Raw genomic sequence first — 21,852 nt, 5'->3', positions numbered from 1 at the left:
AAACCGTATGGTCAGCGGCCCTTCGGCGCCGCGTTTGATGGATGAGGTGCGGCGCGTGTTGCGGCTGAAGCACTACAGCATTCGCACCGAGGAGGCGTATGTCGGATGGATTCGCCGCTTCATACTGGCCAATGGCAAGCGGCATCCGCGTGAAATGGGCGAAGCCGAGGTCGAAGCGTTTCTGTCGGCGTTGGCGGTGCAGGGCAAGGTCGCTGCGGCCACCCAGAATCAGGCACTGGCGGCGTTGCTGTTTTTGTACAAGCAGGTGCTGAATATCGAGCTGCCATGGATGGAGGGTGTCGTGCGTGCGAAGCGGCCACAGCGTGTGCCGGTCGTACTTTCTCGTGATGAGGTCACCCGCGTGCTGGCAAGGATGGATGGACGTCCCTGGCTGTTGGCCAGCCTGTTGTACGGTACGGGCATGCGCCTGATGGAAGTGTTGCGGCTGCGGATCAAGGACGTGGATTTTGCCCGTAATGAAATCGCCGTGCGTGATGGCAAGGGCGGCAAGGATCGGCACACCATGTTGCCGCGGTCACTGGCTGAGCCCTTGCTGCGTGAAATGGAACGCGCCCGCCTGTTGCATGAGGCCGATTTGGCGTCGGGGTTCGGCGCGGTGTGGTTGCCGCAGGCGCTGGCCCGGAAGTATCCGGGCGCACCGCGCGAAATCGGCTGGCAGTATGTATTCCCGGCGGCGGAGCGCTCGATTGATCCGATGGACGGCATCGAGCGCCGACATCATTTCGGTGATGCGGTGCTGTCGCGCGCATTGAAGGCAGCGTGTCGCGCTGTGGGCATTGCCAAACCGGTGAGCGCACATACGCTGCGTCATTCGTTCGCCACGCATCTGCTGGAATCCGGCTACGACATTCGCACGGTGCAGGAACTGCTCGGCCACAAGGACGTGGCGACGACGCAGATCTATACGCATGTGCTCAATCGGGGCGGGCATGGCGTGCTGAGTCCGCTGGATCGTTGATCGCTTGAGGAGCGCTTCGGCGCGCGATCAGCCTGCCCTGGGCCAGTTGAGTTCCACTTCGTGCTGCACGCCGTCGTCGACCAGCGTGATTTGTCCGTCGGGCTGCGGTTCGCCATCCAGCCACAGTGCGGGCATGGTGCCGGGTTCGCTTTGCCGCAGGTCGATCCGGTACAGCGTGTCGTGGTGGCGGTAGTCCAGGCGGAAGCCGTCCCACTTTGCCGGCAGCACGGGCGCGAAGCGCAGCCTGCCGGCTTCCAGGCGCAGGCCGAGCAGGGATTCGACGATCAGCCGGTACATCCAGCCGGCCGAACCGGTGTACCAGCTCCAGCCGCCGCGGCCGACGTGCGGGGCGACGGCGTAGACGTCGGCGCTGACCACGTAGGGTTCGACCTTGTAGACGTCCATTTGATTCGCGTCGCTGCCGTGGCTGACCGGGTTGATCATGCGCAGCAGTTCCCATGCGCGCTCGTGGTCGCCCAGCTCGGCGAAGGCCATCGTGGCCCAGATCGCCGCGTGCGTGTACTGGCCGCCGTTCTCGCGCACGCCGGGCAAGTAGCCCTTGATGTAGCCGGGGTCCAGCGGCGACTGGTCGAATGGCGGATCGAGCAGCTGGATCAGGCCGGCGTCGCGTCGCACCAGGTGCCGGTTCAGCGACTCCATCGCCTGCTGCTGCCGCTGGGCGGGCGCCATGCCGGACAGCACCGACCAGCTTTGTGCGATCGAGTCGATGCGGCATTCGTCGTTCCCGGCCGAGCCCAGCGGCGTGCCGTCGTCGAAGTAGGCGCGGCGATACCAGGCGCCGTCCCAGCCGTGTTGCTCCAGCGCCAGGTGCAGGCGCGTGACCTCGCTTTCGCAGCGCTGGGCGAAGACTTCGTCGCCATGCAGCCGCGCCACCTCGGCGAAGCGGGTCAGCACCTCGCCGGAGAAGAAGCCCAGCCACACGCTTTCGCCGCGGCCGGCTTCGCCGACGCGGTTCATGCCGTCGTTCCAGTCGCCGCCGCCGATCAGCGGCAAGCCATGCACGCCGCGCTGGCCCAGGCCGTGCTCGATCGCGCGCACGCAGTGCCGGTACAGCGTCTCGCGCAGGCCGGCGGGTTGCGGCAGGTCGTAGTACGACTCCTCGCCCGGATGCAGCGGGCGGCCGTCGAGGTAGCCGGCGGTCTCGTCGAGCACGCCGCGATCACCGCTGGCCAGCACGTAGCGGGCGGTGGCCAGCGGCAGCCACAGGTAGTCGTCCGAACAGGTGGTACGCACGCCGCGGTCCAGCGGTGGATGCCACCAGTGCTGCACGTCACCCTCGACGAACTGGTGCGCGGCGCACAGCAGCAGCTGCGCCCGCGCGATCGCGGGGGCCGCGTGCAGGGTGGCCATCGAATCCTGCAGCTGGTCGCGGAAGCCGAACGCGCCGCCGGACTGGTAGTAGCCGCTGCGCGCCCAAATCCGGCAGGCGATGGTCTGGTACAGCAGCCAGCCGTTGGCGAGCACGTCCAGCGCGGGCTCGGGCGTGCGCACCTGCACCGCGCCCAGCGTGCGCGCCCAGTGCGCACGCACCTTGTCCAGCGCGTCGGCGGCGCTGCCGTTGCCGCGGAAACGCTGCACCAGCGCGGCGGCGTCGGCGCCGTTGCGACCCAGGCCGAGCCGGAAGATCAGCTGGCGTTCGGCGCCGTCGTCGAGCGTGAGTTGCGACTGCAGCGCGGCGCAGGGGTCCAGCCCCGCGCCCACTCGCCCGGACAGGTGGGCGCGGGTCAGGGCGGCCGGCGCGTGCATGCTGCCGTTGCGGCCCAGGAATTCGCTGCGGTCGCCATCGATGCCGCGGGCCGGGTCGTCCACGTCGAGGAAGGCCACCCGATCGGGGAATTCGGTGTTGTACGCGTTGCGGGCGAACAGTGCGCCGCTGGCCGGGTCGGATTCGGTCACCACGTGCATCGCGGTCTTCGCGCGCAGGTCGCCGAGCAGCCACTCGACGTAGGCGGTGACGCTGATTCGGCGCGTGCGGCCCGAGTTGTTGCGCAGTTTCAGCACCGAGAACTTCACCGAGGCATCCAGTGCCACGTAGATCCACAGCTCGGAGCGGATGCCGTCCTCCACGTGCTCGAACACGCTGTAGCCGAAACCGTGGCGGGTGGTGTAGCTGCCGCGGCCGCGACACGGCAGCGGGGTCGGTGACCACACCTGGCCGGTGTCCTCGTCGCGCAGGTACAGCGCCTCGCCGCCGCCGTCGCTGACCGGGTCGTTGTGCCAGGGCGTGAGGCGGAACTCGTGGGCGTTCTCGGCCCAGGTGTAGGCGCTGCCGCAGTCGGAGATCACCGTACCGAAGTGCGGATTGGCCAGCACGTTGCACCACGGCGCCGGCGTGCCCTGCCCGCCCTGCTGCACGATGACGTACTCGCGGCCATCGGCGCTGAAGCCGCCGTGCGGGTTGGCCAGTTGCAGCGACGCCGGCGCCAATACTTCCGCCGCGCCCGGGTCGCCGTCGCTGCGCAGCGGACGGCTGGACTCGAAGCGCGGCGCATGCACGGCCGGTTGCCGTCGTCCGATCTGTTCGGCCAGGCTGCCCCGCGCATCGCCGAGGATCAGTCGCGCGCTGGCCAGCATCACCACGCGATCCTCGCCGGACAACTGCTGCGACGGGCGCACGAAGATGCCGCCGGGCCGGTCGAGCAGGCTCGCCTCGCTGCCCGAGGCGATCAGGCCCATGATCTGGTCCTGCAGTTCCTGCCGATAGCCGGCGCGGTCCTCGTTCCAGATCACCAGGTCCACCGCCAGTCCCTTCAGGCGCCAGTACGCGTGCGCCTGCACCAGCTGGCGCACCAGCTCGATCCGCGCGGGGCTGGTGATCGTCAGCAGCACGATCGGCAGGTCGCCGGAAATGGATTGTCCCCACAGGCCGGACTGGCCGCGCCGGTTGGCCCGCAGCACGGCGGGCTGGGCGCGCAGGCTGGCGTTGGGATACAAGATGCTGGTGGCCATGTGCTCGTACAGCTGGGCGTCGGCGAGGCTGGCGTTGAGCTGGCGCAGCAGCACCTGGCTGTGCGTCCAGGCCAGGTCGAACACGCGGTCGGCGAGGTGGCGGTCGCGGTACTTGCCGATCAGCTGGATACAGCCATCGCGCTGCTCGGCGATGCCGCTGACGAAGTCGATGGTGGCGGTCTGGTCCGGTTCCAGCGTGATCCGGCAGCGGATCGCCATGATCGGGTCGAGCACCGAGCCGTCGCTGTTGGACAACTGCGCCTGCCCGCGATCAAACACTTGCGGATCGGCCGTGCTGCGGCCGCGGCCGATGAAGCGCGCGCGATCGGTTTCGTAGGAGATCTCCACGATGTCGGCGTCGTGCACGGCCAGCAGGTGGAACATCCACGGCATGTGCTCGCCCGCCGCGCGGGGGCGGCGGGTGCAGACGATCGCCTGCAGCTCGGGCACCAGCTCGGTCTGCACGAACAGCTTGCTGAAGGCCGGGTGCAGCGCGTCGGCGATCGGCGGCGCCAGCACCACTTCGGCGTAGCTGGTCAGTTCGATCGTGCGCCGCGTGCGGCCGCGGTTGGTGAGGTGGGTGCGGCGCAGCTCGATGTCGTCTTCCGGCGACACCACGATCTCGGTATGCGCGTCGAACTCGCGTTCGCGCACGCGGAACTCGGCGCGCGCCTCGGAGAAGATCGCCTCGAACTGCTCGGTTTTGCGGCAGGTGGGCTGGTAGGCGGTGGACCAGCAGGCGTTGCTGGCGACCTCGCGCACGTAGCAGAAGCTGCCCCAGTGATCGCGGGTGATGTCTTCGTGCCAGCGGGTCAGCGCCAGTTCGCCGCGCCGGCTGTAGCCGCCGCCGCCGCTGCTGAGCATGACGTGGTAGCGCCCGTTGGAAAGCAGCTGCACCGCCGGCAGCGCCCGGTCGGGATCGGCGAACACGCGCAGCCGCGCCTCCGGGCGCACGCCGCCGGCGCGTTCGGGGAAGCCGGTGGCGTGCAGGTATTCGGCGGCGGTCTTCGGCACGCGCTCCTGCAGCAGCAGGCTGCTGGCCTGGAACTGCGGGTGCGATTCGAAGCGGCGCTGCATCGGTCGCTCCAGCAGGGCGTAGTCCAGCGCCAGCAGGGTCATGCCCTGGTGATGCGCCATGAACTGCCGCACGATCGCCGCGTCCTGGCCCAGCGGCAGGCGCGCCGGCGTGTAGTCGATCGCTTCGTACAGGCCGTACAGGCCGCGCGCCCCGATGCCGGCCAGGCGCTGCAGGTTCCGGGTGGCCGCCGCGGGCGCCACCATCATCGCCAGCGCGCTGGCGTACGGCGCGATCACCACGTCGTCGCCCAGGCCGCGCTTCAGGCCCAGCCCGGGCACGCCGAACGCGCGGTACTGGTAGGTGAAGTGCGCATCGAGCGTGTTGTAGCCCGATTCGGAAACGCCCCACGGGATGCCCAGCTGGTTGCCGTATTCGATCTGCCGGGCCACCGCGGCGCGACAGGTCTGCTCCAGCAGGGTGCCCTCGAAGCCGGGCATCACCAGGGTCGGCATCAGGTATTCGAACATCGAGCCGGTCCACGACAGCAACACCGGTTCGCCGCCCACCGTGGTCAGCAGCCGGCCCAGCGCGAACCAGTTGTCCTTGGGCAGCTGGCCTTGGGCGATCGCCACGAAGCTGGCCAGCCGCGCTTCGGACGCCAGCAGGTCGTAGTAGCTGGCGTCCAGCCGGTGCTGGTCGACGTTGTAGCCGATCGCCAGCAGGTCGCGCGTGCTGTCGTAGAGGAAGCGGTAGTCCATCTGCGCCAGTTGCTCGGCGAGATGGGCCAGCTGTTCGATCAGGGCGATCCGGGCGGACGCGCGCTCGCGCACGCCTTCGGCGTCGGCGGCGTCCGGCCAGCACAGCGGTTCGATGCGCGCCAGCTGATGCAGGGTGGGAATGCCGCTGAAGCCCACGGCTTCGTCCGGCGGCGCATCGAGTTCGAGCAGCACGGCGTCGGCATGCAGTTCGTCGATCTGCCCGCGCAGGGCATCCAGCCAGAAGCGCGCGTCGCCGGCGGCCGGCGCGTCCGCCGCGGCGGCCAGCGCATGGACGTGCCGGCGCAGCTCGGTGAGCAGCAGCACCGTGGCGCCGGTGGATGCCGGCGGCGTGGCGATGGCCTCGTGCAGCAGGCGTCGCAGCGGCACCAGCTGCGCCGTGGCGTCGCGCTCGAGTGCGTCGTGCAGCAGTTCCAGCGTGTCGAGCAGGCCTTGCAGCAGGTGCGGGCCGAACACCGGCGCGTCGATCAGCTCGAGCAGGCCGGGGCACAGGGTCAGCAGGTGGCCGGCCAGGTTGCCGCTGTCCACCGCCGACACGTACATCGGCGCCAGCGGCTGTAGGGTCTGGGTGTCGTACCAGTTGTAGAAGTGGCCGCGGTGGCGCGGCAGGCGCTGCATGGTGTCCAGGGTCAGCCGGGTGCGTTCGAGCAGGCGCGCCGTGCCGAGGAAGCCGAAGTCGTGCGCGGCCAGGCCCGCCAGCAAGGCCATGCCGATGTTGGTGGGCGAGGTGCGATGGGCGACCACCGGGCCGGGCTGCTCCTGCAGGTTGTCCGGGGGCAGCCAGTGCTCGGCGGCGTTGACGTGCACGTCGAAGAACGCCCAGGTCTGGCGCGCCAGCGTGCGCAGGAAGCGCTGCTGCCGCGCATCCGGCACGAAGCTGTCCTGCGTGCGCGGCTGGCTGATCCACCATGCCAGCAGCGGAGAGGCCAGCCACAACAGCAGCAGCGGTGCGGCCAGCCACAACGCCAGCGGCCGTTGCAGCGCCAGCAGCACGATCATCAGCAGCGCCAGCGCGGGGCCGATCCACATCAGCCGCCACATCGCCGAGGCCGCGTTGCTGCTGCGCCGCTCGACCTCGCTGGAGGTCTGCCATTGCAGCAGGTGCCGGCGGCTGACCGCCATCCGCCACAGCGTGCGCACGATCGCGTCGAGATGGTAGTGCGCCTCGTGCGGCAGCCAGGCCAGCCCCAACCCCATCCGCACGAAGTGCTGCACGCCGTCGTGCAGGCCGGCGCGCAGGTGCTGGTCGAGTTCCACGTCGCGCGGTTTCTGCACCAGGTCCAGCAGGGCCGACAGCAGCGGCGGCACCAGCACCATCGCCAGCACCGCCAGGGTCCATGACAGCACCGGCGAGATCACCAGCCAGCCGACCAGCAGCAGCGCCAGCAGCGCGGCAGGCACCATTGAGCGGCGCAGGTTGTCGAGGATCTTCCAGCGCGACAACGCGGTCAGCGCGTTGCGCCGCCAGCCGTCGTGCGCGGTCGGCGCCCACGGCAGCAGCCACGGCAGCAGCTGCCAGTCGCCGCGAATCCAGCGATGGCGGCGCCTGACATCGGCGCCGTAACGGGCGGGCCAGGCTTCGAACAGCTGCGTGTCGCTGAGCAGGCCCGAGCGCGCATGGCAGCCCTCGACCAGGTCATGGCTGAGGATGCGGTTTTCCGGGAAGCGGCCATCCAGGGTGCGTTCGAAGGCGTCGACCGCGTAGATGCCCTTGCCGATGAACGAGCCTTCGCCGAACACGTCCTGATAGACGTCCGAAACCATCTGCGTGTATGGATCGATGCCGGCGTCGCTGCCGTACAGCTGGGCGTAGCGCGAGCGCGCCGTGCTGGGCAGGCTGATCCCCACGCGCGGTTGCAGGATCGCGTAGCCGCTGACCACGCGGCGCCGTTCGGGGTCGTACACCGCGCGGTTCAGCGGATGATCGATGGCGCCGACGAACGCCTGCGCCGCATCGCGCGGCAGCTCGGTGTCGGTGTCCAGCGTGATCACGTACTGCACCGGCGGCAGCGACGCGATGTCGCCCACCACGCGCATGAAGGCCGCGCCGCCGCCGCCGCGCAGCAGCGCGTTCAAGTCGGCCAGCTTGCCGCGCTTGCGCTCGTGGCCCATCCAGCACTGCTCGGCGGCATTCCAGCGACGCGGGCGATGGAACAGGAAGAAGCGGTCGGCTACGGCACTGGCGTAGCGGTCATTGAGCGCCTCGATGCGCCGCTGCGCCAGCCGCAGCAGGTGCTCGTCGCCGGGCAGGGTTTCGCGGTCGGCGTCGGCGAAGTCGGTGAGCAGGGCGAAGTGCAGGTGCTCGTCGCGATTGCCGAGGAAGCGCACCTCCAGCGCCTCGACCAGGTCCTCGACGTCCTGTTCGCTAGCGAACAGGCTGGGGATCGCCACCAGCGTGCGCGCGTGCGCGGGGATGCCGCGCGAATAGTCCATCCGCGGCAACTGCTGCGGCGCGATGGACAGCGTGGCCAGCCAGTTGAGCAGGCTCAGTCCGAGCTGGCTGGCCAGGATCACGGCGGGCACCGCGATCGCGATCAGCGCCCACGGCGGCAAGCCGTCATGGGCCGCGGCCGCCACCAGCGGTTGGGCGAAGGCGAACGTGAGCACGGCCAGCGTGCCCAGGTAGATCGGCAACGGCGCCCGGTCGAACGCCCGGCGCAGCACCACGGCCAGCCGCGGGTGGATGCCCAGGTGGCGCTCCAGCGCGACGCGGCCCCGGTCGACCAGGTAATAGCCCACGTGTTGCGCCAGCGTGTCGCCGCCGGCGGCGACCGCGGCGGCGCTCAGCTCGATCGCGGCGTCGGCCACCGCCAGTTCGGTCAGCTTGTGCTGGCGGGCGATCGATTCCACCACGTGGCGGTAGCGGTCGCGGGTGGCGAAATCCATGGCGGCGTAGATGCCGGCCGGATCGTCGCGCAGGCAGCGCTCGACCAGGCTGCAGTGCTCGGTGAAATCGCGCCAGTCGATCGCCGCCAGCGTGCGCAGGCTGCCGATGCTGTTGCTGATGGTGACCTGGTTGGTGGCCTGCTGCTGCGCCTCGACCTGCACCAGGTGTTCGACGCTCTGCCCCGATGCGGCCAGGCGCTGCTCGATCCAGCTCAACGGCAGCGCCAGCGCCGGGCTCTGGCCCTGCAGCCGGCGCGCCATCTCGGCCACGAACGGGCCATTCATCGGCGGGTCCGAGCGGGCCATGTCGGCCACCACCAGCACCACCGAGTTCGGGTCGGTTTCGGTGGTGGCGATCAGGTTGTCGGCCCAGCGCGCGGCGCGGCCGCGGTAGCGCCAGTCGGCCATCACCCGGGCGGCGACCCGGCGCAGGTTCTCGATCAGGGCCAGCCGCAGCATGATCGGGATCGCCCACAACTCGCCCAGCTTCAGCGGCGACACCTCCTGATAGGCCCGGATGAAACGCTGCAGGCTGTTCGCATCGACGCGGCCGTCGCCGTGCGAAATGATCTCCAGCGCGATGTCGTAGACGCGCGGCAGGCCGGCGGACGGGCCCTGGGCCAGGCGCGACAGTTCGCGGCTGTAACCCTTGGGCAGGTGCCGCCGGGCGATGCGGATCTGTTCCTCGACCAGATAGAAGTTGTCCAGCAGCCATTCGCCGGCCGGGGTGATGCGCAGGCGCTTGCGGGTGGCGTGGGTCAGCCGTTCGCAGGTGTGGGTCAGCACCGCCTCGTTGTCGGCCAGCCGCGCCAGCAGCAGGTCGGCGTTGCGCCGCGCGCTGAGCCGGTGCTGGCTCGCCAGCGCCCGCCCGTGCCGCTCCATCTGTTCGGCGCTGAACAGTTCGGCGCGCAGCGCGGGCTCCTGCTCGGGCCGGGTGCGGGCGGCGGCGCGCCGGCGCCGGAACGCGTTCAACCGGCGCAGCTTCAGCAGGTCGAGGAGAGTGCCGATGTTCAAACGGGGCATCCTTGTGGCTTGCCGGTGGGGGATGACGGACAACGCGGGGGACCCGGCGGCCGTGGCGCGGCGTGCAGGCGAAGGGCCATTCGCCGGGCGCGGCCCCGGCGCAGAAACTACGCGGCGGCATGTGAAGGCCACGCAGGCTAGGATGTGGCCTCACCACCGATGGGAGTCATGCCGTGCCACTGCAGATTCGTGCCGCCGAACCCGCCGATCTCGCCAGCCTGGTCCAGTGGAACGCGGCGATGGCCTGGGAAACCGAGCAGAAGCAGCTCGACCCGGCGATCCTGGCGCGCGGCGTGGCCGGCGTGTTCGAGCAGCGGCAGCGCGGCTTCTACCTGGTCGCCGAACGCGACGGCACGGCGGTCGCCAGCCTGCTGGTGACGCGCGAATGGAGCGACTGGCGCAACGGCGATTTCTGGTGGATCCAGAGCGTCTACGTGATTCCCGCCGCGCGCCGCGGCGGGGTCTTCCGCGCCTTGTACGCGGAAGTGGAACGGCTCGCGGCGGCGGCCGGCGCGGTGGGCCTGCGGCTGTACGTGGAAACCGAAAACCGCCACGCCCAGGCCACCTACGAAGGCCTGGGCATGCAGCGCTGCCACTATTTCATGTACGAGATGCCGCTGACCGCTGATTCGTAGGCGGAGGCCGCCTGCCCTATGGCGCAGTCACCGGTTCGGCGAGCAGCTTCTGCAGTTCGCTTGCCGGCATCGGCATGCCGTACAGGAAACCCTGCAGCTGCGAGCAGCCGGCGTGGCGCAGGAAACTGCCCTGCTCGCGCGTTTCCACGCCTTCGGCGATCACGTCCTTGTTGAGGCTGCGCGCCATCGCGATGATCGCGCTGGTGATGGTGGCGGTGTCGTGATCGCTGGTGATGTCGCGCACGAACACGCGGTCGATCTTCAGTGCGTCGATGGGGAAATGCTTCAGGTAGGACAGGCTGCAATAGCCGGTGCCGAAATCGTCCAGTGACAACCGCACGCCGCGGCGCTTGATCCGCTGCAGCAGGCCCGTGGTGGCCTCGCCGCCGGACATCACCATGCGTTCGGTCAGTTCCAGCTCCAGCAGGCGCGATTCCAGCCCGGCCTCCTCCAGCACGTCGTCCAGCCAGGTGTAGAAATCCGCGTGCTGGAACTGCAGCGGCGACACGTTCACCGAAATCGGGATCTCGTGCCCGGCCTGCTGCCACATCCGCGCCTGGCGGCAGGCCTGGCGCAGCACCCAGGCTCCGATCGGCAGGATCAGCCCGGAATCCTCGGCCACCGGGATGAACTGGTCCGGCTTGTACAGATCGCGCCCGTTGAGCTGCCAGCGCAGCAAGGCCTCGGCCCCGACGATGCGGCCGCTGTGCGCGTCGACCTTCGGCTGGTAGTGCAGCTTCAGCTGATTGCCCGGCAAGGCCTGGCGCAGGCCCGTCTCGATCCGTCGCTGCGCCCGCGCGCGCTCGTTCATCGACGCGGTGAAGAAGCGATAGCCGTGCTGGCCCTGGGCCTTCGCCGCCACCAGCGCGGTCTCGGCATGCTGCACCAGCTCGTCGGCGCTGGTGGCGTCGTCCGGATAGATGCTGATGCCGATGCTCAGGTGCAGCGACAGCTCCGGCTGGCCCGCGATGCGGGTCTGTTCGCCGTGGGTGATCAGGTCCCGGCACAGGCTTGCCGCCTCGCCCGCGCTGTCCACGTGCGGCAGCACCACCACGAATTCGTCGCCGCCGTAGCGGCTGAGCAATTCGTCGCCGGGCAGGCAGCGCTGCAGCTGGCTGATGAACGAGCGCAGCACCTGGTCGCCCGCGGTGTGGCCGACCAGCTCGTTGACCTGCTTGAAGTTGTCGATGTCGATGTACAGCACCGCGGCGCGTTGCCGGCGCCGGCTGGCGCTGTCGATCGCCCGGTTGATGTGGCCGGGCAGCTGGCTGCGGTTGGGCAGGCCGGTCAGCGTGTCGTGCTGGGTCAGGTGGATCATCTTCAGCGCCAGCGCCCGGTTCTCGCTGACGTCATGGAACACCAGCACGCCGCCGATCACGTTGCCGGCGTGGTCATGGATCGGCGCGGAGGAATCCTCCACCGGCGTGTCGAAGCCGTGGCGATGGCGCAGCAGGGTCTTGCCGGCCAGGTCGACGATGAGGTTCTGCTCGATCGCCGAGCGCAGCGGGTTGGCCACGGCGAGGCCGCCCTGGGCGTCGAACAGCTGGAAGATCTCCTCGATCGGCCGACCGTTCGCCTCGGCGCTGCTCCAGCCGGTCATCGCCTCGGCGATCGGGTTGAGCGAGGTGACGCGGACCTGCGGGTCGGTGGTGATAACCGCGTCGCCGATCGAGCGCAGGGTCACCTCGGCCAGCTCGCGCTCGCGGTGCAGCGCGTCCTCGAAGGCCTTGCGCTGGCTGATGTTCTGCACCTGGGAAACGAAATACAGCGGCGCCCCGGCCGCATCGCGCACCAGCGACACGCTGAGCAGGATGTGCACCACGTGGCCGAGCTTGTGGAAGTTGCGTTTCTCCAGCTGGTAGGAATCGCGCTCGCCGGCCAGCAACTGAGCCATCAGTGCCTGGTCGGCGGCGACGTCCTCGGGATGGCTCAGCCGGCCGATGTCCTGCTGCAGCAGCTCCTGCTCCGAATAGCCGAGCATCTGGCAGACCGCCGCGTTGACCCGCAGGAACTGGCCGTCCGGCTTGGTCAGCGCCATGCCGATCGCCGCGTGCTGGAACGCGCTGAAGAAGCGCTGCTCGCTTTCGTGCAGCTGCAGTTCCAGGGTGCGTCGTTCGGTGATGTCGATCAGCGCGGTGAAGATGCCGCAGACTTGGCCGTCCGGGTCGAAGTCGGGCTGGAAATTGCCGTGGGCGTAGCGGCGCTCGTTGCCGTTGAACAGCTCGCCCTCGTAGCTGGCCGCGGTGCCCGCGTAGGCCTGGGCCAGCGCCGTGCCGGCCAGCCGGTGGTTGCGCTCGCCGATCACCTCGATCAGGTGCCGGCCGATCAGCCGCTCGGGATCGAGACCCAGCCAGTGCCGATGGGTTTCGTTGGCATAGCGGAAACGCTGCTCGTGGTCGAGATAAGCCAGCAGCACCGGGGTGCCGCGCAGCATCTTTTCCGACCAGTCCGGCCGGCTTGCGAGCGAAGGCAATACCTCGGCAGACTTGTGCGGCCGCATGGTGCTTCCGTCAGCGTGGCGCCCCCTGTGGCGCCGGATCATCATGCGCCGAGTTCCGGCGTTTGCACAGACGGGGGGCGAACGATCCGCCCGCTAGTGGAGGATCGTGGCCGGCGCCGCCAGTTGGCCGTGCTCGTCCAGCATGATCCGGCCCAGCGCATGCAGCTCGCCGGCGCTGCCGTGGCGATCGGTCAGCAGGGCCAGCAGGCTGCCCAGTGCCTGCGGCTTCAGCGGCCAGGCGTGCGCCAGCACCAGCGACTGGCCCTGCTCGCCACGCTGGCTGACGGTGATCGCCACCACGCCCAGGCCGGGAGCCTCGTGCGCAAACAGGGTGGGCGGGTCGTAACGGGCGTCCGCCGCGGCCAGGGTTTCCAGCAGGTAGCCGTCACCGGCCTCGACCACCAGCGTCGGCGCCGGCTGCAACTGCAACGGCAGCTGGTGGGCGTCGAGCAGGGCCGCGTACTGGCGCAGCTCGAACACGATGCCGGCCAGCGCGTGCGCCCGCTCGGCCGTGTCGCCGCCCTGCCCGGCCAGCCACTGCGACGGCGACTGCGCCAGCACCTTGCTGTCCGCGTAGCGCAGCGCCAGGCCGCGCGCGCTCATCGTGGATTCCTCGCGATACGGCGTCAGCAGCGCGGTTTCCAGCAGCGACCACAGCGGCGCCAGGTTGACGTGTTCGTACTGCACGCAGGTCAGCGCCAGCAGGTCGTTGCGGCTGAGGTAACGCACGTGTTCCAGCCGGATGCCCAGCGTGCGCATCAGCCAGTCGGCGGTCAGCGCGCCCGTCTCGCCGCGGCCGACCAGCTGGATCTCCAGCTGGTCGGAAAGTTCTTCGGCGAGTTCCGCCGGGGCCAGCAGGCTCATCGGCAGCAGCCGCATCGGGCCTTCGGCGTAGAGGATCGAGGGTTCCAGCGGCTGCGCCGGCATGTGGCCCTCGTGGCTGCCGAAGGCCACCACGTTCTCCAGGTGCCCGCGCGGCACGCGCCGGGCCAGCTCGTCCAGCGTGCTCCACACCGGGAAGCCGGGACGCAGCAATTCGACCTGATCGAACAGCGCACCGGCCAGTGCGAGCCGGGCCGCGTCGACCTGCGGCACCAGCGCATGCAGGTCGGTGGCGACCAGGGCGGCCAGTTCGGCGGCTTCGTCGCGGCTCAGCGTCAGGCGCGCCGGCGGCTCGCCCGCGACCGGTTCCAGGGCCAGCACGATGGGCAGGGCGATCAGCGTTTGCGCTTCCACGGGGTTTGCATCCACGGACAAAGAGCACAATTCTACCATTCAGCGTTTTGGGCTTCCGCCGCACGGCATGGCGGGTTAGCCTTGACCCAACTTGAGTGGTGGACTGTTTTGAGCATGGAAAACACGCAGAGGCGCGTCGGCATCATCGGCGGGGTACGCATTCCGTTCTGCCGCAACAACACCGCCTATGCCGACGTCGGCAACTTCGGCATGTCGGTGAAGGTGCTGGGCGCACTGGTCGAACGCTTCGGCCTGCATGGCGTGGAACTGGGCGAAGTGGCGATGGGCGCGGTGATCAAGCACGCGTCGGACTGGAACCTGGCGCGCGAGTCGCTGCTCAGCTCCGGGCTGGCGCCGACCACGCCGGGCATCACCACCGCCCGTGCCTGCGGTACCTCGCTGGACAACACCATCATCATCGCCAACAAGATCGCCGCCGGGCAGATCGAGGCCGGCATCGCCGGCGGCTCGGACACCACCTCGGACGTGCCGATCGTCTACGGCACCCGCCTGCGCAAGCGCCTGCTGGCGATGAACCGCGCGAAGACGCCGATGGACAAGCTGAAGGTCGCGCTGCGCGGGTTCTCCTTCAGCGAACTGAAGCCCTCGTTCCCGGGCGTGGCCGAGCCGCGCACCGGCAAGTCGATGGGCGACCACTGCGAGCAGATGGCGCGCGAGTGGCATGTCGGCCGCGAGGCGCAGGACCAACTGGCGCTGGACAGCCACCACAAGCTGGCGGCCGCCTATGCCGAGGGTTTCTTCGACGACCTGCTGGTGCCGTTCCGTGGCCTCAAGCGCGACGGTTTCCTGCGGCCCGATTCGAGCATGGAGAAACTGGCTTCGCTGAAGCCGGCGTTCGACAAGCGCTCCGGCCACGGCACGCTGACCGCCGGCAACTCCACCGGCCTGTCCGACGGTGCGGCCGCGGTGCTGCTGGGCAGCGACGCCTGGGCGGCGCAGCGCGGGCTGACCGTGCAGGCGTACCTGCGCGACGCGGAAGTGGCCGCGGTCGACTTCGTCCACGGCGAGGGCCTGCTGATGGCGCCGACCATCGCCGTGCCGCGGATGCTGGCCCGCAACGGCCTGAGCCTGCAGGATTTCGATTTCTACGAGATCCACGAAGCGTTCGCGGCGCAGGTGCTGTGCACGCTGCGCGCGTGGGAGTCGGCGGATTACTGCAAGCAGCGCCTGGGCCTGGATGCGCCGTTGGGTTCGATCGACCCGGCCAGGCTCAACGTGCATGGCTCCAGCCTGGCGGTGGGCCATCCGTTCGCCGCCACCGGCGCGCGCATCGTGGCCACCCTGGCGAAGATGCTCGAACGGAAGGGCTCGGGCCGCGGCCTGATCTCGATCTGCACCGCCGGCGGCATGGGCGTCACCGCCATCCTCGAACGATGAGCGGGTCGCGGCTTCAGCCGCGATTCGCCCGGGCGGGTGCATAAAGGCCGCCATGTTTCGCCTGCGCACCACCTCCACACTCAGCCTGCTGGCCCTGCTCGTCGGCACGGCCGGCACCGGCTGGCTCAGCACGCAGACCGGCGTGTGGACCGGCCCGCCGGCGCGCTATGCCGCCACGGTCGACACGCCCACCGCCGTGCGTGCCCGCCCGGCGCCGCGTCGCCCGCACGTTCGGCCGCGCGCGGTGCCGACGCGTCGCGCCCAGCCGCCGCGGATCGTCGCTGACGAGGTGCAGGCCGCCTTCGTGCCGGCACCCGCGCCGGCCCTGGTGCCGCTGGCGACACCCGCCGACACCTCGCAGTCATGGGAGCAGCTGCGTGGCCACCTCGATGGCCGCGTCCTGCTCCACCTCGACATCGATGGCCAGGGCCAGGTCAGCGCCGCCAGCCTGATCCAGTCCAGCGGCGACCCGGTCCTCGACGAGCACGCCTTGCGCAGCGTGCGCGGCTGGCGCTTCGCCGTGCCGGCCGATCATCCGGACGGCCTCAGCGGCGAACTGCCGATGCGCTACTCCTCGCAGGGCGACCGCATCGCCCGCGTCCCGTAACGACGGCGGCTGCCGTTGCGCAAGACAGGCGAAGCCTGCCCCTACAGCACGCCCTTGGCGCCCACCCCGAACGCGGTGACCAGCCGGGTGATGATCAGCTTCGGCGACAGCGCCACGTCGGGGAAGTCGCCGACCGGCTGGTAGCAGGCGTAGAAGTCCGGATCGGTGGCGCGCATCGGCTGGCAGCCGGGCTTGAGGTCGTAGCTGGTGGCGTAGCGGAACGGCCACAGGTCGAACAGCGGGAGGCTTTCCGACACCGTGCCGATGGCCCGGTTGATGTCGGTCAGCACCGGCACCTTCGACTGTCGCGGGGCGACCACCCAGGCGTTCTCCGGCTGCACGCTGCGCATGATGCTGTGGCGCAGCTGGTCGGCGAACGCGTGGTCGTAGACGATCACCCCGGCCTCGGTGTTGTAGTGGTCCGAGCGCGGGTCGAAATTGTGCGAGCCGACCATGGCGAAGGCATCGTCGACCACGATCGACTTCGCGTGCAGGCCGTAGCGCCGGCCTTCGCTGTGCAGCGGCGCCGGCCGGTTGTTGCTGCCGCGGCTGCCCAGCAGGTGGAAGCGGGCGCGCGCCGGACCGTCCGGGCTGACGAGGTCCGGCGGCAGCGCGGCGGCGTCGGTGTCCAGGTTGGCCAGTTCGTTGTCAACCGCCGCGCTGGGTGCGTGCGGCTTGAACTCGTGGATCTCGAAGCCGAACTTGGTGAGGTAGCGCTTGCGGTGCTTGTACGACATCGCGTACACCGCGAACGCATCGGTGGAGGCCAGCGAGTTGGTCGACACGATCACCCGTGGCGGGTCGGGAAGGCGATGCAGCACGCGGAAGATGTGCTGCGCGCGCTTGCTCATCACCAGGTACGGCGTCTGCAGCAGGACCTCGCGCTTCGCGCCGCTGACCATGCGCATGATGTGGCCGGTGTACTGCCGCGCGCGCCGCTTGTCGGGCTCGTCGGTCTTGGCCGGCAGGTCGCTGAAGTAGTCGACCTTGCCCACCTGCAGGCTGGGATCGACCAGCCAGGCCTGCAACCACGCCGGGTCCTCGGCGGCCTGCAGCAACTGCGCCACCCGCTGCGGGCGTCGGTACTTCGGCGCCGGCCAGTCCGGTGGCGTGGTGTCGCCCAGCAGGCGCGCGTTGACGTCGCGCAGGTGGGTCAGCGGCGCCGCACGGGGATGGTCCCAGAACAGGTCGAAACTGTCCGCCATGGCGCGGGCGGCCGGGCCGCCCACCATCACGTCGCGGTCGACGTAGTCGAAGGCATCGTCCCAGTTGAAGTAGCGGTCCTGGTAGTTGCGCCCGCCGGTGATGCCGATCAGGCCGTCGACCAGCAGCAGCTTGTTGTGCATGCGCTGGTTGAACTGCATGAAGCAGCACAGCACGCCGGCGGCGAACTCCAGTGGCTGGGTGCGCGCCTTGTGGAAGGTGGGGTTGTACAGCCGCACCTCGAGGTTCGGGCTGATCCGGGCCAGCCGGTCGAGCAGGTCGACGTTGCCGAACGAGAACAGCTGGTCGGCCAGGATGCGCACCTGCACGCCGCGTCTGGCCGCGCGCACCAGTTCGTCCAGCATCAGCTGGCCGGCGTCGTCCTGGTCCCAGATGAAGGTCTGCACGTCGACGGACTGCTGCGCCGCCCGCACCAGGTTGATGCGCGCGGCCAGCGCCGGCTCGCTGTCGTCGAGCAGGGTGACCACGTGCACCGGCTGCGCCGGCGTGGATGCGGCCACGGCCGCCACGGCGGCGGCCCGCAGCGGCGACGGCGTGGCGCAATGGTCGGGCTGGTCACAGCTGCTGCTGCGGTTGGTGGTGGCGGCCACCACCGCGTCGGCGCGGCGGATCTGCGCCCGCGACACGGTGCAGCCCTGCAGCAGCGTCAGCGCCAGCAGCAGTGGTAGCAGGAATCGGCAGGTAACGGACATGGGCAGATGATACGTGCTGCGCCCGGTGCGGCCGTGATTGCACGGCCGCCAGCACGGTACGGGAAGCGTCGATGCCGGCGCAGCGCCGGGCGGGTCGGAGCGGCGGGTCAGGGCGACCAGAAGGCATCCAGTCGCGCGTTGCCAGGCTCCAGCGAGCCGTTCAGATGCAGCACGGCCAGCGCCCCGGGAGGCATGCCGCGGAATTCGTCGGAGCGGCCTTCGACCAGCAGCGCGACCAGGCGCTCGATGCCGGGATTGTGGCCGACCAGCAGCACGGTGCCGGCGTCGTCGTGCTGGTCGAGCAGGGCCAGCAGCTCGCCGGGCGAGGCGTCGTAGATCTCGGCGGCCTGTTGCGGCACCGGGGCGTTGTCGATCGCCGCCAGCGCCAGTCGGGTGGTTTCGTCGGTGCGCAAGGTGGGCGAGCAAAGCACCCGGTCCGGACGCAGCTTGTGCGAGGCCAGCCACAGGCCGGCGGCCTGGGCTTCCTGCTCGCCGCGGCTGCTCAGCGGGCGTTGTCGATCCTCGCCGGCGGCTTCTATCGGCACCGCTTCGGCGTGGCGCAACAAGATCAGTTCGTGCATGGGGAACTCCGGCAGTGGTTGCGCGAGGCGCGCGGGATGCATCAGGGATGCGTGCTTCAGTGCTGGCGCTTGATCCAGCGCAGCAAGGCCTTCCAGTCCTGCTGGTGACTGCGGACCTGTTCGGACTGGTAGTCGAAGATGCCCTTGCCGAGGCCGGCCAGCAGCACATAGGCCTGGCTGTCGCGCAGTTGCGCCGCGATCGGGAAGGGCGATTGCTCGGCGAGCCGGACCACCGCGTCCTGGCTGGCGTGGGTCCACGGCTTGAGCCGGTTGGCCACCAGCGCCACCGGCAGCTTGCCCCGGTGGATGCGGTTGATCGAACGCAGCTCGTCGAGGAAATGCAGGGTGGCGTCGAGGTCGAACGAGGACGGCAGCACCGGCACCAGCAGCACGTTGGCCGATTCGAGGTAGGGCTCGAGGTCACGCTCGGTGGAACCGGCCGGGGTGTCGATCAACAGCTGCTGCGTGTCCGGCGGCACCCGCTGCAGGCCGCGTCGACCGCCTTCGAGCGCCAGCACGCCGGGGACGTTGTCCGGCCGCAGTTCGGCCCAGTGGAAGCTGGAATGTTGCCGGTCGCCGTCGACGATGGCCGTGTGCTGCCCCGCCTGTGCCCAGTGCGACGCCAGTTGCGTCACCAGTGTGCTCTTGCCGCAACCACCCTTGCTGCTTGCCACCAGCGTCGTAAGCATCGGATCACCCCTGCCACGTAAGGTGATCCCAGCCTAACGGGCGAGGCGCGAAAGGGGAATGGGGCCTGGGCAGGGAATCGGGCAGAGACAATCGCGAAGCGGAAAAGCGCGCCGCTCCGCCCTTCCCCCGTGCCCTATTCCTGATTCGCTGCGGTTCGCGGCTGCCAGTCGGCGGGCGGGTCGGTGGGGATGCTGTTCTCGCGCAACGCAGCCAGTTGCAGGCTCATCTGGGTGCCGCCCTTGCGGGCCAGCGCCAGCAGGCGCTGCGACAGTGCGGCATCGTCCGGGGCACGGGCCAGCAGCTGGGTGAAGTTCTGCACCTGCCAGATCAGCGTGCGGCGGGCGTCCTTTGCTTCCTGTTGCGCGGCCGGATCGTCGGAAAGCACCTCGCGCAGGTGCAGGCCCAGCGATCGGGCCAGCGGGCTGGAGCCCCATTCCAGCGTCTTGCCCAGCGCCAGGCAGTCGGACTTGATCGAGGCATCCTTGCCGGCGTTTTCGCAAAGCTTGGCGATCAGCGGGAGGCTCGGCTGCGGCTGGCTGCTGGCCAGGCCGAACACCAGGATGGTCTGCATGCCTACCGCGCCACCCGCATGGGCGGGGTCCAGCGTGTCGGCCGGTGGCGGCAGCACGCCGACCGAGCCAGCCAGCGCCTGCAAGCTGACGCCGCTGTAGTCGTCGTAGAGTTTCGCCGCCGCGGCCTTGGCCAGGTCGTCGCGCGCGTCATCCTGCTTCATGCCCCGCGCGTCGGCGCCCAGCTTGACCAGCCAGACGGCGGCATTGTCGGGAGCTTGGGTCAGCAGCTTGTCCAGCGCGGCGCTGTTCGGGCACGCATCGGCCTCGGCGTCGCAATCGGCCAGCTGGGCCCAGCTGATGGCGGCGCCGGCGCCTTCGGCCATCGCCGCCCGTTCGATCAGTCGATGGAAGCTGTTGGCGGGCGGCTGGTTGAACAGCGGACGTGCCAGCAGCGCAGCCCCGAGCAGGCGGTTCGGATCGCCACCGGGTGCCAGCACGCTCACCAGGTCGCGCTGAAAGGCCAGCTGCGCCTTGTCGCGGGCCTGGGCACTGGCGCTGGGGCCGTGCGCCTTGGCGTCGGGTTTGGTCTTGGCGGCGAATGCCGGTGCGGCCAGCAGCGACAGCGAGCAAACCAAGGCGAGGTGACGCAGTCCGTGCAGCATGGGCGTGCTTCCGCAGTCAAAGCGTGCAGCATACCGCCCGCAGATTAAGCGTGGCTGATTCGGCGGTCAGCCAAAACGCGCGGTTTTCACCGAGCTTGCTAGGATGGGCATTCCCCCTAGGATGGGCATTCCCCGGCGCAAGGCCGCGCCCCCATGATTATCGTTCGGGAGACGCGTAGTGGATCATCTGTCGACATTCGCCGACGGCGCACCCTGGTTTGTCGGCTGGGGCACGCTGGCCCTGATCAATGCCGCGCTGGCACAGGGCAAGAACCGCAGCGGCCTGTTGTGGTTTCTGCTGTCGCTGCTGCTGGGGCCGATCGCCACCTTGCTGATCGTGCTGCTGCCGAAGGTGCGCTCGAAGATGTTTTGAGGGCGGGGCTGCTGGCCCGAGGTGGGCCTGGGCACCACCAGAGCGCGCTTGTTCCAAGCCGCGCTTCGGAGATCCGTACCATGTCTATTTGAAGCTTTTGGCTTATTCGCCAAAAGCTTCGCGCATGAATTCCGGCTGGGCCAGTGCGCCCTTGTGGATTTCGGCGTTGTAGTAGCGGGTGGGGAAGTTCTTGCTCAGCGCGCCGCGCTCGCGGAAGCCGGACAGGTCGCCGCCCTTGCGCGCCATCGTGCAGCTCCACCAGCCGGTGGGGTAGCACGGCTGCGGGAACGGCAGGGTCTTCACCGCGCTGAAGCCGGTGGTGCGCATCGCCGAGCGCATCGACTTGATCAGCTCCAGATGGGCCAGCGGTGATTCGCTCTGCTGCACCAGCAGGCCGCCGTGACGCAGTGCCTTGAAGCAGCTGGCGTAGAACGCGGCGTTGAACAGACCTTCGGCCGGACCCACCGGGTCGGTCGAGTCGACGATCACCAGGTCCAGCGAATCGGGTTCGGCGTCGGCCATGTACTTGATGCCGTCGATGAACAGCAGCTCGGCGCGCGGGTCGTTGTTCGACTCGCACAGCTCGGGGAAATACTGCTCGGCCAGGCGGGTCACGCGCTCGTCGATCTCCACCTGCACGGCCGACTCGACTTCCTCGTGCTTGAGCACCTCGCGCAGCGTGCCGCAGTCGCCGCCGCCGATGATCACCACGCGCTTGGCCCGCGCATGGGTGAACAGCGCCGGGTGGGTCATCATCTCGTGATAGAAGAAGTTGTCGCGGGTGGTCAGCATCACGCAGCCATCGATCACCATCAGGTTGCCCCAGTCGGTGGTCTTGTGGATCTCGATGGTCTGGAACGGGGTCTTCTCCGCGTGCAGCAGTTGCTCGGTGCGGAAACCGATGGAGGAACCGGAAGCCTGGTGGGCTTCGGTGAACCAGCTGGCTTCATTCGGCGTGGTCTGCTGCGACATGGCGGGTGTTCCTGACGAACCGTGGTGGGATAGCAAGACTGCCCATTGTAGCGACAACCGCCGTGAACGTCCCGCCAGCGGCGGCCGGGTCTTGCGCATATCGTCACACCCGCCCGTT

Annotated in this window: 13 protein-coding genes; 5 read left to right on the top strand and 8 right to left on the bottom strand. The window is 69.4% G+C overall.

Translation table 11 applies throughout. The features are described from left to right. Positions 1 to 7 precede the first annotated feature (7 nt). Positions 8 to 979 (top strand): integron integrase, encoded by a 972-nt coding sequence (locus ASD82_RS04160; protein WP_056715857.1) that lies wholly within the window; start codon positions 8 to 10, stop codon positions 977 to 979. Positions 980 to 1,006: 27 nt separating this feature from the next. On the opposite strand, the gene ASD82_RS04155 is transcribed toward ASD82_RS04160, so the two are convergent. Then, positions 1,007 to 9,643, bottom strand: coding sequence for a glucoamylase family protein (locus tag ASD82_RS04155; protein WP_056715853.1), 8,637 nt, complete (start codon positions 9,641 to 9,643; stop codon positions 1,007 to 1,009). 182 nt (positions 9,644 to 9,825) lie between these two features. Here ASD82_RS04155 and ASD82_RS04150 point away from each other — a divergent pair, with 182 nt between their 5' ends. Further along, complete coding sequence (locus ASD82_RS04150; RefSeq protein WP_056715849.1) at positions 9,826 to 10,287, top strand: GNAT family N-acetyltransferase; 462 nt, start codon at positions 9,826 to 9,828, stop codon at positions 10,285 to 10,287. Between the two features lie 16 nt (positions 10,288 to 10,303). Here ASD82_RS04150 and ASD82_RS04145 read toward each other — a convergent pair whose 3' ends face one another. Together ASD82_RS04145 and ASD82_RS04140 are read right to left on the bottom strand one after the other, a co-directional pair. After that, on the bottom strand, positions 10,304 to 12,787 hold the full coding sequence (locus ASD82_RS04145; protein WP_056715846.1) for a GGDEF and EAL domain-containing protein: 2,484 nt from the start codon (positions 12,785 to 12,787) through the stop codon (positions 10,304 to 10,306). A 93-nt stretch (positions 12,788 to 12,880) separates the two neighbouring features. Further along, positions 12,881 to 14,023 carry a hypothetical protein gene (locus ASD82_RS04140; protein ID WP_056715844.1) on the bottom strand — a complete coding sequence of 381 codons (1,143 nt, stop codon included), beginning with the start codon at positions 14,021 to 14,023 and terminating at the stop codon, positions 12,881 to 12,883. A 114-nt stretch (positions 14,024 to 14,137) separates the two neighbouring features. Here ASD82_RS04140 and ASD82_RS04135 point away from each other — a divergent pair, with 114 nt between their 5' ends. Both ASD82_RS04135 and ASD82_RS04130 read left to right on the top strand, forming a co-directional pair. Then, on the top strand, positions 14,138 to 15,421 hold the full coding sequence (locus tag ASD82_RS04135; RefSeq protein ID WP_056715841.1) for an acetyl-CoA C-acetyltransferase: 1,284 nt from the start codon (positions 14,138 to 14,140) through the stop codon (positions 15,419 to 15,421). Between the two features lie 52 nt (positions 15,422 to 15,473). Continuing rightward, positions 15,474 to 16,028, top strand: coding sequence for an energy transducer TonB (locus ASD82_RS04130; protein ID WP_056715838.1), 555 nt, complete (start codon positions 15,474 to 15,476; stop codon positions 16,026 to 16,028). 41 nt (positions 16,029 to 16,069) lie between these two features. Here the strand turns inward: ASD82_RS04130 and ASD82_RS04125 are convergent, their stop codons facing one another. The 4 genes from ASD82_RS04125 to ASD82_RS04110 form a co-directional block, all read right to left on the bottom strand. Then, positions 16,070 to 17,944: a phospholipase D family protein gene (locus tag ASD82_RS04125; protein WP_056715835.1), complete on the bottom strand. Its 1,875-nt coding sequence runs from the start codon at positions 17,942 to 17,944 to the stop codon at positions 16,070 to 16,072. Between the two features lie 107 nt (positions 17,945 to 18,051). Then, the gene (locus tag ASD82_RS04120) at positions 18,052 to 18,525 is read right to left on the bottom strand and encodes a histidine phosphatase family protein (protein WP_056715867.1); all 474 of its coding nucleotides are present in this window, start codon (positions 18,523 to 18,525) and stop codon (positions 18,052 to 18,054) included. 56 nt (positions 18,526 to 18,581) lie between these two features. Next, the gene (locus ASD82_RS04115; RefSeq protein WP_056715832.1) at positions 18,582 to 19,214 is read right to left on the bottom strand and encodes a ParA family protein; all 633 of its coding nucleotides are present in this window, start codon (positions 19,212 to 19,214) and stop codon (positions 18,582 to 18,584) included. Positions 19,215 to 19,348: 134 nt separating this feature from the next. Beyond that, positions 19,349 to 20,389: a hypothetical protein gene (locus ASD82_RS04110; RefSeq protein WP_056715829.1), complete on the bottom strand. Its 1,041-nt coding sequence runs from the start codon at positions 20,387 to 20,389 to the stop codon at positions 19,349 to 19,351. A 178-nt stretch (positions 20,390 to 20,567) separates the two neighbouring features. Between ASD82_RS04110 and ASD82_RS04105 the strand changes: the two genes are divergently transcribed. Further along, on the top strand, positions 20,568 to 20,762 hold the full coding sequence (locus ASD82_RS04105) for a hypothetical protein (RefSeq protein ID WP_056715824.1): 195 nt from the start codon (positions 20,568 to 20,570) through the stop codon (positions 20,760 to 20,762). 102 nt (positions 20,763 to 20,864) lie between these two features. Here ASD82_RS04105 and speE read toward each other — a convergent pair whose 3' ends face one another. Next, complete coding sequence (gene speE, locus ASD82_RS04100) at positions 20,865 to 21,734, bottom strand: polyamine aminopropyltransferase (RefSeq protein ID WP_056715821.1); 870 nt, start codon at positions 21,732 to 21,734, stop codon at positions 20,865 to 20,867. Positions 21,735 to 21,852 lie beyond the last annotated feature (118 nt).

The sequence above is a fragment of the Rhodanobacter sp. Root179 genome (genome assembly GCF_001428465.1).
In the GTDB taxonomy this organism is placed as follows: domain Bacteria; phylum Pseudomonadota; class Gammaproteobacteria; order Xanthomonadales; family Rhodanobacteraceae; genus Rhodanobacter.
Note: the sequence above shows the minus strand (reverse complement) of the source record. Positions and strands in the feature narration are given on the sequence as shown.